The sequence below is a fragment of the Cupriavidus sp. FW216-B1 genome, from assembly GCF_058789195.1.
In genome coordinates this window covers 340,688-353,479 of record NZ_JBYTEL010000006.1, presented here as the reverse complement: position 1 = coordinate 353,479, position 12,792 = coordinate 340,688, and the positions used below count along the sequence as shown (strand labels likewise).

The window sequence follows — 12,792 nt, the reverse complement described above, 5'->3', positions numbered from 1 at the left end:
AAGGGGTGTGCCATGCGCAAACGCGACAAAAAAACGGTGCTGGCGAACGTTGCCGGCCAGCCGGCGGCGCGGCACGCGCGGCGCGTGTCGCGAATGTTCCGTTTCTGACAGCGGGGTGGTTGGGGAGGCTGGCGCGGGAGCTCGGTTTGCCGTGGCATCTCAATGGCCGGCGGTTTGCTCCCCTCTCCCATTGCATGGGAGAGGGGAGCAAACCACTGATCGTTCGGATCCGTCAGCGCTCCCGCGCGTGATTGCGCGTATGCAGCGGCAGTTCCACGGTCAGGTCCGCGTCGCGCAGTTTCACGCAGCAGGCCAGGCGCGACTGCGCGTCCAGGCCCCAGGCGTGGTCGAGCTGGTCGCTCTCCTCGTCGTCGGGCGGTGGCAGGCCGGCGCCGCCGGCGCGCACGTGGACGTGGCAGGTGGCGCACGCGCCCACCATCTCGCAGGCATGCTCGAGCGCGATGCCCGAGGCCAGCAGGCTTTCGCACAGCGAGGCGCCGCGCCGGGCCTGGATGTCCAGCCCGTCGGGGCAGAGTTCGGGATGAGGCAGTACGTGCACGCGGGGCATGGGCGCCACCTGTTCAGTCCAGACTGTCCACGGTGCGCCCGGCGAGCGCCTTGCGGATCGAGGCGTTCATGCGGCGCGCGGCGAACGCTTCGGTGGCGGTGCTAAGCGCGGCGGCAAGGCGCTTGAGGTCCGCGGCCGGCGCCTGCGTTTCGAGCGCCTCCGCGACCGCGAACAGCGCGCGCCTGACCTCGCCGTGCTCGGCCGGCGACAGCAGCGCGCCATCGGCCTTGAGCGCCGACTCGGTGGCGTCCAGCACGCGCCGCGCGTCGACCTGCGCCTCGCGCAGCATGCGCAGCTGCATGTCCGCCTGCGCGCTGCCGATGGCTTCGCGCAGCATGTCGGCGACTTGCAGGTCGGTGAGCCCGTACGACGGCTTGATCTCGACGTGCGCCTGCACGCCGCTGGCCTGCTCGCGCGCCGTCACCGCCAGCAGGCCGTCGGCGTCGATCTGGAAGCCGACGCGGATGCGCGCGGCGCCGGCCACCGCCGGCGGGATGCCGCGCAGCTCGAAGCGCGCCAGCGAGCGGCAGTCGGCGATGGTCTCGCGCTCGCCCTGCACCACGTGGATCGACATCGCGGTCTGGCCGTCCTTGAAGGTGGTGAACTCCTGCGCGCGCGCGGTGGGCAGCGTGGAGTTGCGCGGGATGATCTTCTCGACCAGCCCGCCCACGGTCTCGATGCCGAGCGACAGCGGGCAGACGTCGAGCAGCAGCCACTCGTCGGCGCCGCCGTTGCCGGCCAGCACGTCGGCCTGCATCGCCGCGCCGAGCGCCACCACCTGGTCGGGGTCGAGGTCGGTGAGCGGCTCGCGGCCGAAGAACGCGGTCACGGCCGCGCGGATCTGCGGCATGCGCGTCGAGCCGCCGACCAGCACGACGCCGTCGACGTCCTGCGCCGCCAGCCCGGCGTCGCGCAGCGCGCGCCGCGCCGCGGCGACGGTGCGCGCGGTCAGCGCGGCGGTGGCCGCCTCGAAGTCGCCGCGGTCGACGTCGAGATGCAGCTCCGCGCCGCCCAGGCTGACCCGGAACGGCGCGGCGGCGCGCGCCGACAGCGCCTCCTTGCAGGCGCGCGCGGCGCGCCGCAGCGCGGCCTTGTCCGCCGCGGACTGCGCCGCGCGGCCGGTCTTGCGCAGGAACCAGCCGGTCAGCGCGGCGTCGTAGTCGTCGCCGCCGAGCGCGGCGTCGCCGCCGGTGGCCAGCACCTCGAACACGCCCCGGGACAGGCGCAGCACGGAAATGTCGAAGGTGCCGCCGCCGAGGTCGTAGACCGCGAAGGTGCCCTCGGCCGCGCGGTCCAGCCCGTAGGCGATGGCCGCCGCGGTCGGCTCGTTGAGCAGCCGCAGCACCGGCAGGCCGGCGATGCGCGCGGCGTCCTTGGTGGCCTGGCGCTGCGCGTCGTCGAAGTAGGCCGGCACGGTGATCACCACGCCGGCGAGCTCGCCGCCCAGCGACTGCTCGGCGCGCCCGCGCAGCACGCGCAGGATGTCGGCGCTGACCTGCACCGGCGAGCGCTCGCCGGCCGCGGTGGCCAGTCCCACCATGCCGGGCTGGTCGACCAGCCGGAACGGCAGCGCGGCGGCATCCCCGAGGTCCGCCAGGCAGCGGCCCATGAAGCGCTTGACCGAGACGATGGTGTTGAGCGGGTCGTCGGCCGCGCGCGCCTGCGCCTGCCGGCCGACCTCCACGCCGCCGTCCGGCAGGTAGCGCGCCACCGACGGCAGCAGGCATTCGCCGTGCTCGTCCGGCAGCACCTGCGCCTGCGCGCTGCGCACCGTGGCCACCAGCGAGTTGGTGGTGCCCAGGTCGATGCCCGCGGCAAGCCGGCGCTGGTGGGGCGCCGTGCTCTGGCCGGGTTCGGCGATCTGCAGTAGAGCCATGAGCCGGTATTCCTTGTCCAGTGAGCCTTGGCGCCGCTTCGCGTCAGACCGCGAAGCTCTCGCCGCAGCCGCAGTTCGCGGTGGCGTTCGGGTTGTGGAACTTGAAGCCCTCGTTGAGGCCCTCGCGCACGAAGTCGAGCTCGGTGCCGTCCAGCATGACCAGGCTGCGCGGGTCGACCACCACCGTCACGCCGAGGCTCTCGAAGCACTGGTCCTCGGCATTGGCGGCATCGACGAACTCCAGCGCGTAGGCGAAGCCCGAGCAGCCGCTGGTCTTGACCGCGAGGCGCAGCCCGATGCCGCTGCCGCGCTTGCGCAGCGACTTCTCGACGTGGCGGGCGGCGGCGGGAGTGAGCGAGATCGTCATGGCCGCCTCACACCGAGAACGAGCTGCCGCAGCCGCAGGTGCTCTGGGCGTTGGGGTTGTGGATGACGAAGCGCGAGCCTTCCAGCCCGTCCTCGTAGTCGACGCGCGCGCCGAGCAGGTATTGCTGGCTCATCGCGTCGACCAGCAGCGCCACGCCCGCGGTGACGATCTGCGTGTCGTCGTCGCCGACCTGGTCGTCGAAGGCGAAGCCGTACTGGAAGCCCGAGCAGCCGCCGCCGGTGACGTACAGCCGCAGCTTGAGGCCGGGATTGCCTTCCTCCTCGATCAGCGCGGCCACCTTGGCGGCCGCCTGCGGGGTGAAGTCCAGCAGGCCGGGCATCGCGTCGGGTGCTTCGGGCGCAGCTGGGAGTGCGTGGGTCGAGGTTTGCGTTTCCATGTCGGTTTCCATTTCCAGTTCCTTTGCCGGAGTCGGTTGCGTGCCGGCCGGGGCGAAGCGCGGGTTCAGGGGGTGGGGAGTCCAGGGATTCGGGAATTCAGGCGGGGTCGGCCGCGGCGTGGCGCGCGCGGAAGTCCGCCACCGCCGCCTTGATGGCGTCCTCGGCCAGGATCGAGCAGTGGATCTTGACCGGCGGCAGCGCCAGTTCCTCGGCGATCTGCGTGTTCTTGATGGCCAGCGCCTCGTCCAGCGTGCGCCCGCGCACCCATTCGGTCACGAGCGAGCTCGAGGCGATCGCCGAGCCGCAGCCGTAGGTCTTGAACTTCGCGTCCTCGATGACGCCCGCGCTGTTGACGCGGATCTGCAGCCGCATCACGTCGCCGCAGGCCGGCGCGCCGACCATGCCGGTGCCGACGCCTTCGGCATCGGCGTCGAAGGCGCCGACGTTGCGGGGATTCTCGTAGTGGTCCATGACCTTGTCGCCGTATGCCATGAGGTGCTCCGCGTGGTTGGTGAAGGATGGGGAAAGCCGGGAAAGCCGGGAAATCAGTGCGCGGCCCACTGGATCGTGCTCAGGTCCACGCCGGCGCGCGCCATGTCCCACAGCGGGCTCATGTCGCGCAGCCGGGCCACCACCTGCGCGATGCGCGCGATGGTGAAGTCGATCTCCTCGGCGGTGGTGAAGCGCCCGAGCGAGAAGCGCACCGAGCTGTGCGCCAGCTCGTCGCTGCGGCCCATCGCGCGCAGCACGTAGCTGGGCTCCAGGCTGGCCGAGGTGCAGGCCGATCCCGACGAGACCGCCACGTCCTTGATGCCCATCAGCAGCGATTCGCCCTCGACGTAGCTGAAGCTGGCGTTGAGATAGTGCGGCGCGCGCCGTTCGGCGTCGCCGTTGAGCGCCACCGCCTCCATGCGCGACAGGCCGGCCCACAGCCGCTCGCGCAGCGCGCGGATGCGCGCGTTGTCGGACGCCATGCTCTCGCGCGCCAGCCAGAACGCCTCGCCCATGCCCACGATCTGGTGCGTGGGCAGCGTGCCGGAGCGCAGGCCGCGCTCGTGGCCGCCGCCGTGCATCTGGCATTCGATGCGCACGCGCGGGCGGCGCCGCACGTACAGCGCGCCGATGCCCTTCGGCCCGTACAGCTTGTGCGCCGACAGCGACATCAGGTCGACCGGCAGCTCGGCCAGGTCGATCGGCACCTTGCCCGCCGCCTGCGCGGCGTCGACGTGGAGCAGCACGCCGCGCGCGCGGCACAGCGCGCCCAGCGCGGCGATGTCCTGGATGACGCCGGTCTCGTTGTTGACCAGCATCACGGACGCCAGCACGGTGCCGGGCGTGAGCGCGGCCGCGAACACGTCCGGGTCCACCAGGCCGCTCGCCAGCACCGGCAGCACCGTGACCGCGAAGCCCTCGCGCTCGAGTTCGCGCATGGTGTCGAGCACCGCTTTGTGCTCGGTGGCCAGCGTCACCAGGTGGTTGCCGCGGGCGCGGTGGAAGCGCGCCGCGCCCTTGATGGCGAGGTTGTTGGATTCGGTGGCGCCGGAGGTCCAGGCGATCTCGCGCGGATCGGCATTGATCAGCGCGCACACCTGCTCGCGCGCCAGCTCCACCGCTTCCTCGGCCGCCCACCCGTAGGCGTGCGAGCGGCTGGCGGCGTTGCCGTACAGCTCGGTCAGGTACGGGATCATGCGCCGCGCCACGCGCGGGTCCACCGGCGTGGTGGCCGCGTAGTCGAGATAGACGGGCCGGCCATGACGGGGGAAGGCGCGGTCGCGGTGGAGGTCCGGCATGGCTGGCTCCTGGAATGTGTGGGGGTGGCAGTGGCTGCCAGGCAGCGGCATTTCCGCAACTTCCATGCCACTGGCTTTTTGCGCCGCATGGGCCGGCCGGGCGGCGGCGGCTGTTGTTTTTGTCGGAGCGCGGCCGCTGCCGCGCGGCGGCGGTTGTCCCGTTTGTCGGATTTGTGCGGGTGGCGCGCGGGGCGCGCGTGCTCCGTGTTGGGGACGGAATCGCGGCATGAATCTTGCATGATTTTTCGCATTCCAATAGTCCGTCCTCACGCTGTGCCGCTGGCTCGAACGAGCGTGGCATCGCCCGCAACGGGGGGAACCATGCTGAAAACACAGGCAACAGAAGCTCGCCGCGAGCTGGATGCCGTCTACGAGGTCAGCAAGACGCTGGTTTCGTCGCTGGACGTCACCAAGACCTTCCGCGAGGCGCTGAATTATCTTTTGCACGCGGTGGACTGGCGGCGCGCCTTCGTGGTGCTTGGCGAGCCCGAAGGGCAGCTGCGCGGCCTGTGCGCCGCCGGCATGTCCTACGACGAGCAGCAGCGCCTGCGCTTCAAGGTGGGCGAGGGCATCGTCGGGCGGGTCTACGGCAGCGGCGTGCCGGCCATCGTGCGCGATGTGCGCGACGAGCCGCTGTTCCTCAACCGCACCGGCGGCGCCGACCTGATGCCGGGCGCCTGCATCGCCATGCTGGCGATGCCGATCCAGGCCGACCGGCGCATGCTCGGCGTGCTCGCCGTCGACTGCCTCAATCCCGGCGGCCTGCGCGCCTTCACCGACGACCTCCACCTGATGAAGATCGTCGCCACGCTGATGGGACAGGCGCTGCTGCTCCACCGCAGCGTGAGCGCGGCGCACGACAACATGCAGGCCGAGGTGCGGCGCATGCAGAAGGTCATCAAGCCGCGCCACCAGCTCGACCAGGTGGTGGGCGTGTCGGCGCCGATGCAGGAGGTGTTCGGCCAGGTGCGGCAGGTGGCGCCGGCGCGCACCACGGTGCTGCTGCGCGGCGAGAGCGGCACCGGTAAGGAAGTCATCGCGCGCGCCATCCACAACCTGTCGCCGCGCAGCGGCGAGGCCTTCGTCTGCGTGAACTGCGCCGCGCTGACCGAGTCGCTGCTGGAGAGCGAGCTGTTCGGCCACGAGAAGGGGGCGTTCACCGGCGCGCAGGGACAGCGCAAGGGACGGTTCGAGCTGGCGCACGGCGGCACGCTGTTCCTCGACGAGATCGGCGACATCTCGGCCTCGTTCCAGGCCAAGCTGCTGCGCGTGCTGCAGGAGCGCGAGTTCGAGCGCGTCGGCGGCGGCACCGCGGTGAAGGTCGACGTGCGCCTGATCCTCGCCACCAACCGCAACCTCGAGCGCATGGTCAAGTCCGGCGAGTTCCGCGCCGATCTCTATTACCGCATCAACGTGGTCAGCATCCAGTTGCCGCCGCTGCGCGAGCGCCGCGAGGACATCCCGGCGATGGCGCAGCACTTCCTCGACCGCTTCAACCGCGACAACGGGCGCGCGATCCGCTTCAGCGCCGAGGCCATGCGCGTGCTGACCAGCTGCTACTGGCCCGGCAACGTGCGCGAGCTGGAGAACTGCGTCGAGCGCACCGCCACCATGACGCACGACGGCGTGATCAACCGCCTGGCGTTCCTGTGCCAGGAGGACCGCTGCCTGACCAAGGTGCTGCATCACCTCGAGCGCGAGGACGCGGTGCGCCCCGGCAGCCTGGCCGGCATCCCCATCACCGAGGTGCCGATGGCGGAGCCGCAGCACGCGGGCGCCGACGGCGCCGCCATGCCGCCGGGCTGGTCCGCCGGCGTGCCCGGCGAGAGCCCGCCCGACCCGCAGGCGGCGGCGCCCTGCGACGGCAAGCCGGAAGGCGAGCGCGAGCGGCTGATGTGGGCGATGGAACGCTGCGGCTGGGTGCAGGCCAAGGCCGCGCGGCTGCTCAAGATCACGCCACGGCAGATGGGTTACGCGCTGCAGAAATACGGCATCGAGGTGCGCAGGTTCTGACCAGGGCGGCGCGCGCGCGGCGCGCCGCTCTCCCGTTTTTTTCCGCTTCCCCGCGTTCCGTCCTTTCCCCTCTGTTCTTCCCCGCTTGCGCCACCATCGACGCCACCACAATGGCTGGCGTCGCCGTGTGCGCTTTGTCGCAAGACCGACAGAATCGGGCCGGACTGTCGGTGCGCGGCGCCCGCGGGGTTGCGACAAAATCCCCGCGGATGCCGCTAAGTCCTTGATCGGCAAGCATCTTGCCGGGTGGCATGGATTTGGCTTTAACGCTTGCACGCGACCGTGGTCGGTGGCGAGGAGAGATTTCCATGCAAGCGAGCTCGAATGCCGGCGCCATGCCCGCCACCACCTACATCGGCATCGGCCAGATCCGCCCCCTCGGCGCCAAGGCCGACGTGCCCGCCGCCGGCGGCGGCTGCGGCACGCAGGGCGGCGAGGGCAAGGCCAGTTGCGGTTCCTCGGGCGGCCCCGACGACATGCCGGCGGAGATCTGGGAAAAGGTGAAGAACCACCCGTGCTACTCCGAGGAAGCGCATCACCACTACGCGCGCATGCACGTCGCGGTGGCGCCCGCCTGCAACATCCAGTGCAACTACTGCAACCGCAAGTACGACTGCTCCAACGAATCGCGCCCGGGCGTGGTCTCGCAGAAGCTCACGCCCGAGCAGGCCGTCAAGAAGGTGGTCGCGGTGGCGAGCGAGATCCCGCAGATGACGGTGCTCGGCATCGCCGGCCCCGGCGACTCGCTGGCCAACCCGAAGAAGACCTTCGACACCTTCCGCATGCTGCAGGAGCAGGCGCCCGACATCAAGCTGTGCATCTCCACCAACGGCCTGGCACTGCCCGAGCTGGTGGACGAGATCTGCACGTACAACATCGACCACGTCACCATCACCATCAACATGGTCGATCCCGCCGTGGGCGAGAAGATCTACCCGTGGATCTTCTGGGAGCACAAGCGCGTCACCGGCTACGAGGCGGCCCGCATCCTGCACGAGCAGCAGATGAAGGGCCTCGAGATGCTGACCGCGCGCGGCGTGCTGACCAAGATCAACTCGGTGCTGATCCCCGGCATCAACGACGAGCACCTGATCGAGGTGAACCGCGAGGTCAAGAAGCGCGGCGCGTTCCTGCACAACATCATGCCGCTGATCTCCGAGCCCGAGCACGGCACCTACTTCGGCCTCAACGGCCAGCGCGGGCCGAGCGCGCAGGAGCTCAAGGCGGTGCAGGACGCCTGCATGGGCGGCGCCAACCTGATGCGCCACTGCCGCCAGTGCCGCGCCGACGCGGTCGGCCTGCTGGGCGAGGACCGCAGCGAGGAATTCACGCTCGACAAGATCGAGCAGATGGAAGTGGTCTACGACCTCGACCGCCGGCGCGAGTACCAGAGCCGGGTCGAGGCCGAGCGCCAGGCCCAGCACGCCGCCAAGGAAGAGGCGCTGGCCGCGGCGCGGGCGCTAGATGCCACCGATCCGCTCAAGGTGCTGGTGGCGGTGGCCACCAAGGGCGGCGGCCGCGTCAACGAGCATTTCGGCCACGTCACGGAATTCCAGATCTTCGAGGTGTCGGCCAGCGAGGCGCTGTTCGTTGGCCACCGGCGCGTGGACCTGTACTGCCAGGGCGGCTACGGCGACGACGAGCAGCTGCCCTCGGTGGTGCGCGCCATCAACGACTGCCACGCGGTGCTGGTGGCCAAGATCGGCGCCTGCCCGAAGGACGAGCTGGCCCAGGCCGGCATCGAGCCGGTGGACCAGTATGTCGGCGAGTTCATCGAGAAGGCGGCGCTGGCCTGGTTCGACGACTACCGCGGCCGCGTGGCCAGCGGCGCGGTCGCGCACCGGGACCGCGGCGACGCCGCGATCCGGCAGGGCGCCTACACCGCGGGCGCCGCCGAGGTGGCCTGACGCCGCCAGCCATTCCCCACACAAGAGAAAACACAGAAGAGAGTCATCATGTCCCTCAAGATCATCGCTTCGACCTGCACCGGCTGCTCGGCCTGCGAGCCCGAATGCCCCAACGTCGCCATCCGCGAGAAGGGCGGCATCTTTGTCATCGACCCCAAGAAATGCACCGAATGCGAGGGGCACTACGACGATCCGCAATGCGTCGCGGTGTGCCCGGTGGACGGCTGCATCGTCCCGGCCTGAAGCCGGGCCGCCCACTACCCAGGAGAGAAGCCGAACCATGCTGCCCAACCTCACCATCACTCCCGCCGCGGACAAGTTCATGCGCCGCATCGTGCGTTTCTCGGGGCTGCCGGCCGGCGCCGGCTTCCGCCTGCTCGTGAGCGCGGGCGGCTGCTCGGGCTACAACGCGGAATTCAGCGCGGAGCCGGCGCCGCAGCCCGGCGAGCAGGTGCTGGAGGCCGACGGCCTGCGCCTGTTCCTGCCGGCGGCCAGCCGGCTGATGCTCGACGGCGTGACCATCGACTTCGCCGACACGCCCACGCAGTCGGGGCTGACCTTCTTCAATCCCGCGCAGGGCGCGTGCGGCTGCGGCAGCTCGGCGGCGGCGGAGCCCGGCGTGGCGCGCATCGAGGTCGGCGCGATCGGCCGCGGCCGGCCGCCGGCACCGCCGCGGGCGTCCTGAACGCGGAGCGCGGACATGGATGCCATCGATGCGGTGCGCCCGCCCGCCGGGGACATTCCCGCGCGGCACTGGCGGGGCGGCCCGGTGGACTGCGCCGGCTGCGAATACGCCGCGCTGCGCGGCCTGCCGGACCAGCGCGGCTGCGAGCCGGGCCACGCCTGCATGCAGGACGCCTACGCGCGCCGCATCGACCGCTTCTTCCGCTGGCATCCCGAGCAGGGCAACGCGCAGCTCGCGCACCCGTACTTCGAGGTGCGCGCCATCGCCGCGCGCCATGCCGACGTCTTCCGCCTGCCGGCGCTGGCCGCCGATCCCGACGAGACCGTGCGCCTGCAGGCGGCGCTGCGGCTGCCGCTGGCGCAGCTGCGCCGGCTTGCCGCGGACCCGCACCGCGAGGTGCGCATGCGCGTGGCGCTGCGCCTGGCGCCGCCCGACCTCGCGGCGCTGCGCTACGACCCCGACTACGGCGTGCGCGAGCTGGTGGCGCGGCGCCTGCCGCCGGCCCTGCTGCCGACGATGGCCGCCGACGCCGAGCGCAGCGTGCGCATGCGCGTGGCCCAGCGCCTGGAAATGCCGGCGCTGTGGCGCCTGGCGCGCGACCCGGAAGCCGAGGTCAGGCGCATCGTGGCGCAGCGCCTGCCGCCGGCGCTGCTGGCCGGCATGGCGGGCGACGCCGACTGGCGCGTGCGCTGGGAAGTGGCGCAGCGCGCCGAACGCGCCGCGCTCGCGGCGCTGGCCGACGATCCCGATCCCGAGGTGCGCCGCGCGGTGCGGGAGCGCCGCATGGCGGCGCCCGCGTCCGTCCCCGCGTCCGTTCCCACCGCCGGCAGCCGGCAAGGAGCACTCCATGTCTGACATCAACCGCGACGACGACCTGATCGAGGTCGCCTTCCCGCCGCGCTTCCACTATGGCGAGCGCGTGATCGCGCGCTCGGTGATCCGCAACGACGGCACCTACAACGGCAAGGACATCGGCGAGGTGCTGGTGGCGCGCGGCGAGATCGGCTACGTCACCGCCATCAACACTTTCCTGCAGCAGTTCTACATCTACGCGGTGGACTTCGTCGAGAGCGGCCACCGCGTCGGCATGCGCGCCAAGGAGCTGTGCACGCTCGACAACCTGCCCGAGGACGTGCTGGCGCGCCTGGGCGAGCGCGCCGGGGCGCTGCGCGCGATGGGCGCGGATACCGGCGCCGGCGCGGCGCGGGAGCGGACAGCATGAACATGCTGGCGGCCCCCGCGGCCTACTCATGGGGCATGCGCGTGATCGCGCTCGACGACCTCCGCAACGACGGCAGCTACCCGGGCCGCGCCGACGGCGAATGCCTGGCCGAGGCCGGCAGCGTGGGCGAGATCGTCAACGTCGGGCAGGTGGTGGAAAGCGGCGAGCCGGTCTACCTGGTGGAGTTCGGCGGCTGCGTGGTCGGCTGCACCGAGGACGAGATCGCGCCCGCGCCCGCCGGGCTGCTGCCCCAGGGCGGAGCGGCGGCATGACGTCCGCCGGGCGCGCGCCGCGGGACGCCGACGCGGGAGGCCGCGGCGTCGGCAGTGACAGCGGCGAGGGCGGCGAGGGCGGCGTGCTGGACCTGACCCGCTACCGCGTCGAGCGCGCCCTGCGCCAGCGCGCGCGCTACCGCTACGTGCGGCCGCGCGTGCTGCGCGAGGCGCAGGGCCTGCGCATCGAAAGCCCGTGCTGCTCGCGCAACGTGGATGCCGCGGGCGGGCTGATCGACATCGCCTGGCTGGCGCGCGATGGCGAGGGGCAGTGGTGCCTGCACGCGCGCGACCACGCGGCGCGGTGCTGGGTGCTGCGCCAGCGCAGCGCCGAGCTGGCCCCGCTGCTGGACGCGCTGTGCGTCGATGCCGAGCGCGTGTACTGGCCATGAAACGGCGCAGCGGCCACCGCCGGCGGCACGGAACCGGCGCACGGAACGGAACGAGCGCGGGAAGCGCAAGCAGCGCAAGACGCGCAAGCAGCGAAAAACGCGAAACAGGCGGAGCCCGATGATCTACCTCGACCACAACGCGACCACGCCGCCGGCGCCTGCCGTGGCGCAGGCCATGCTGTCCGCGCTGAGCGGCGCCTGGGCCAACCCGTCGTCGCAGCACGCGCCCGGCGAGGAAGCCCGGCGCGCGCTGGCGGCGGCGCGCGCCACCGCCGCGCGCGCGCTCGGCTGCAAGCCGGCCGAGCTGATCTTCACCAGCGGCGCCACCGAGGCCGGCCACCTCGCCGTGCTGGGGCTGCACGCGGCCGCCGGCGGGCGCGGGCGGCTGGTGTTCGGCGCGGTGGAGCACGCCGGCCAGCTGCGCCTGGCGCACGCGCTGGCCGCGCGCGGCATCGCGGTGGACTTCATCGCCGTGCACGCCGACGGCACGCTCGACCTCGACAGCGCGGCCCGGCTGATCGGCCCCGGCGTGGCGCTGGTCTCGCTGATGGCCGCCAACAACGAAACCGGCGTGCTGATGCCGGTGGCCGCGGTGCGCGAGCTGGCCCGCGCCGCCGGCGCGCGCATGCACGTCGACGCCACGCAACTGGCCGGCAAGCTGCCTTTCGATTTCACCGCGCTCGGCGTCGACGCGGTCTCGCTTTCCGCGCACAAGCTGCGCGGGCCCAAGGGCGCCGGCGCGCTGCTGCTGCGCCAGGGCTGCGCGATCGTGCCGCAGTTGTTCGGCAGCCAGGAGCGGCACCGCCGCGGCGGCACCGAGAACCTGCCCGCCATCGCCGGCTTCGCCGCGGCGCTGGCGCGCCTGGGCGATGCGCAGCACGACCTGGCGCGCGAGGCGGCGCGGCAGGCCGCGCTGCGCGACATGCTGGAGCAGGGCCTGCGGCGCGCGCTGCCGGCCGTGCACGTGTTCTCGGCGCAGGCGCCGCGCCTGCCCGGCACCAGCTACCTGCGCTTCGGCCGGCTGCCGGCCGAGGTGGTGCTGCAGCGGCTCGGGCAGCTGGGCGTGGCCGCTTCCTCGGGCGCCGCCTGCTCGTCCGGCGGCAGCGAGCCGTCGCACGTGCTGGCGGCGATGGGCGTGCCGCGCGACGAGGCGCTGGCGGCCGTGCGCCTGTCGCTCGGCGAGACCACCACGGCGCAGAACATCGGGCACGTGGTGGCCGGGCTGCCGCCGCTGCTGGCGCCGCTGCTCGAAGACGACATGCCCGCCCACCGAACCCATGACGCAACGCTGGAGCCCTGACC

15 protein-coding genes are annotated in these 12,792 nt (G+C 72.2%); 9 read left to right on the top strand and 6 right to left on the bottom strand.

The window, feature by feature from the left end; all coding sequences use genetic code 11:
* Nucleotides 1-232: 232 nt before the first annotated feature.
* The 6 genes from AC3WXD_RS16130 to AC3WXD_RS16105 form a co-directional block, all read right to left on the bottom strand.
* The gene (locus AC3WXD_RS16130; RefSeq protein ID WP_020202117.1) at nucleotides 233-568 is read right to left on the bottom strand and encodes a 2Fe-2S iron-sulfur cluster-binding protein; all 336 of its coding nucleotides are present in this window, start codon (nucleotides 566-568) and stop codon (nucleotides 233-235) included.
* Nucleotides 569-581: 13 nt separating this feature from the next.
* Nucleotides 582-2,444 carry a Fe-S protein assembly chaperone HscA gene (gene hscA / locus AC3WXD_RS16125; protein ID WP_492324163.1) on the bottom strand — a complete coding sequence of 621 codons (1,863 nt, stop codon included), beginning with the start codon at nucleotides 2,442-2,444 and terminating at the stop codon, nucleotides 582-584.
* A gap of 43 nt (nucleotides 2,445-2,487) precedes the next feature.
* Complete coding sequence (gene iscA / locus AC3WXD_RS16120; protein ID WP_020202115.1) at nucleotides 2,488-2,811, bottom strand: iron-sulfur cluster assembly protein IscA; 324 nt, start codon at nucleotides 2,809-2,811, stop codon at nucleotides 2,488-2,490.
* 7 nt (nucleotides 2,812-2,818) lie between these two features.
* On the bottom strand, nucleotides 2,819-3,208 hold the full coding sequence (erpA, locus tag AC3WXD_RS16115; RefSeq protein WP_059410741.1) for an iron-sulfur cluster insertion protein ErpA: 390 nt from the start codon (nucleotides 3,206-3,208) through the stop codon (nucleotides 2,819-2,821).
* Nucleotides 3,209-3,305: 97 nt separating this feature from the next.
* Nucleotides 3,306-3,701 carry a Fe-S cluster assembly scaffold IscU gene (iscU, locus tag AC3WXD_RS16110; RefSeq protein WP_020202113.1) on the bottom strand — a complete coding sequence of 132 codons (396 nt, stop codon included), beginning with the start codon at nucleotides 3,699-3,701 and terminating at the stop codon, nucleotides 3,306-3,308.
* Nucleotides 3,702-3,754: 53 nt separating this feature from the next.
* Entirely contained in the window at nucleotides 3,755-4,999 is a 1,245-nt protein-coding gene (locus AC3WXD_RS16105; protein WP_059410644.1) for an IscS subfamily cysteine desulfurase, read from the bottom strand.
* Between the two features lie 321 nt (nucleotides 5,000-5,320).
* Between AC3WXD_RS16105 and nifA the strand changes: the two genes are divergently transcribed.
* The 9 genes from nifA (at nucleotide 5,321) to AC3WXD_RS16060 (ending at nucleotide 12,790) form a co-directional block, all read left to right on the top strand.
* Nucleotides 5,321-7,012, top strand: a complete 1,692-nt coding sequence (gene nifA, locus AC3WXD_RS16100) for a nif-specific transcriptional activator NifA (protein WP_492324162.1) — start codon at nucleotides 5,321-5,323, stop codon at nucleotides 7,010-7,012.
* A gap of 308 nt (nucleotides 7,013-7,320) precedes the next feature.
* Nucleotides 7,321-8,919 (top strand): nitrogenase cofactor biosynthesis protein NifB, encoded by a 1,599-nt coding sequence (gene nifB / locus AC3WXD_RS16095; RefSeq protein WP_059410646.1) that lies wholly within the window; start codon nucleotides 7,321-7,323, stop codon nucleotides 8,917-8,919.
* A gap of 48 nt (nucleotides 8,920-8,967) precedes the next feature.
* Nucleotides 8,968-9,162 (top strand): 4Fe-4S binding protein, encoded by a 195-nt coding sequence (locus AC3WXD_RS16090; protein WP_020202109.1) that lies wholly within the window; start codon nucleotides 8,968-8,970, stop codon nucleotides 9,160-9,162.
* A gap of 37 nt (nucleotides 9,163-9,199) precedes the next feature.
* The gene (locus AC3WXD_RS16085) at nucleotides 9,200-9,604 is read left to right on the top strand and encodes a HesB/IscA family protein (RefSeq protein WP_020202108.1); all 405 of its coding nucleotides are present in this window, start codon (nucleotides 9,200-9,202) and stop codon (nucleotides 9,602-9,604) included.
* 15 nt (nucleotides 9,605-9,619) lie between these two features.
* Entirely contained in the window at nucleotides 9,620-10,459 is an 840-nt protein-coding gene (locus AC3WXD_RS16080; protein ID WP_492324161.1) for a 4Fe4S-binding leucine-rich repeat protein, read from the top strand.
* On the top strand, nucleotides 10,452-10,826 hold the full coding sequence (locus AC3WXD_RS16075; protein ID WP_492324160.1) for a nitrogen fixation protein NifZ: 375 nt from the start codon (nucleotides 10,452-10,454) through the stop codon (nucleotides 10,824-10,826). Before AC3WXD_RS16080 ends, AC3WXD_RS16075 begins: the two co-directional genes overlap by 8 nt.
* Nucleotides 10,823-11,098: a nitrogen fixation protein NifZ gene (locus AC3WXD_RS16070; protein WP_020423720.1), complete on the top strand. Its 276-nt coding sequence runs from the start codon at nucleotides 10,823-10,825 to the stop codon at nucleotides 11,096-11,098. Before AC3WXD_RS16075 ends, AC3WXD_RS16070 begins: the two co-directional genes overlap by 4 nt.
* On the top strand, nucleotides 11,095-11,490 hold the full coding sequence (locus AC3WXD_RS16065; protein ID WP_454731009.1) for a DUF3024 domain-containing protein: 396 nt from the start codon (nucleotides 11,095-11,097) through the stop codon (nucleotides 11,488-11,490). The genes AC3WXD_RS16070 and AC3WXD_RS16065 overlap by 4 nt, the downstream gene beginning before the upstream one ends.
* 118 nt (nucleotides 11,491-11,608) lie before the next feature.
* Complete coding sequence (locus AC3WXD_RS16060) at nucleotides 11,609-12,790, top strand: cysteine desulfurase family protein (protein WP_020202103.1); 1,182 nt, start codon at nucleotides 11,609-11,611, stop codon at nucleotides 12,788-12,790.
* The last annotated feature ends 2 nt before the right edge of the window (nucleotides 12,791-12,792 follow it).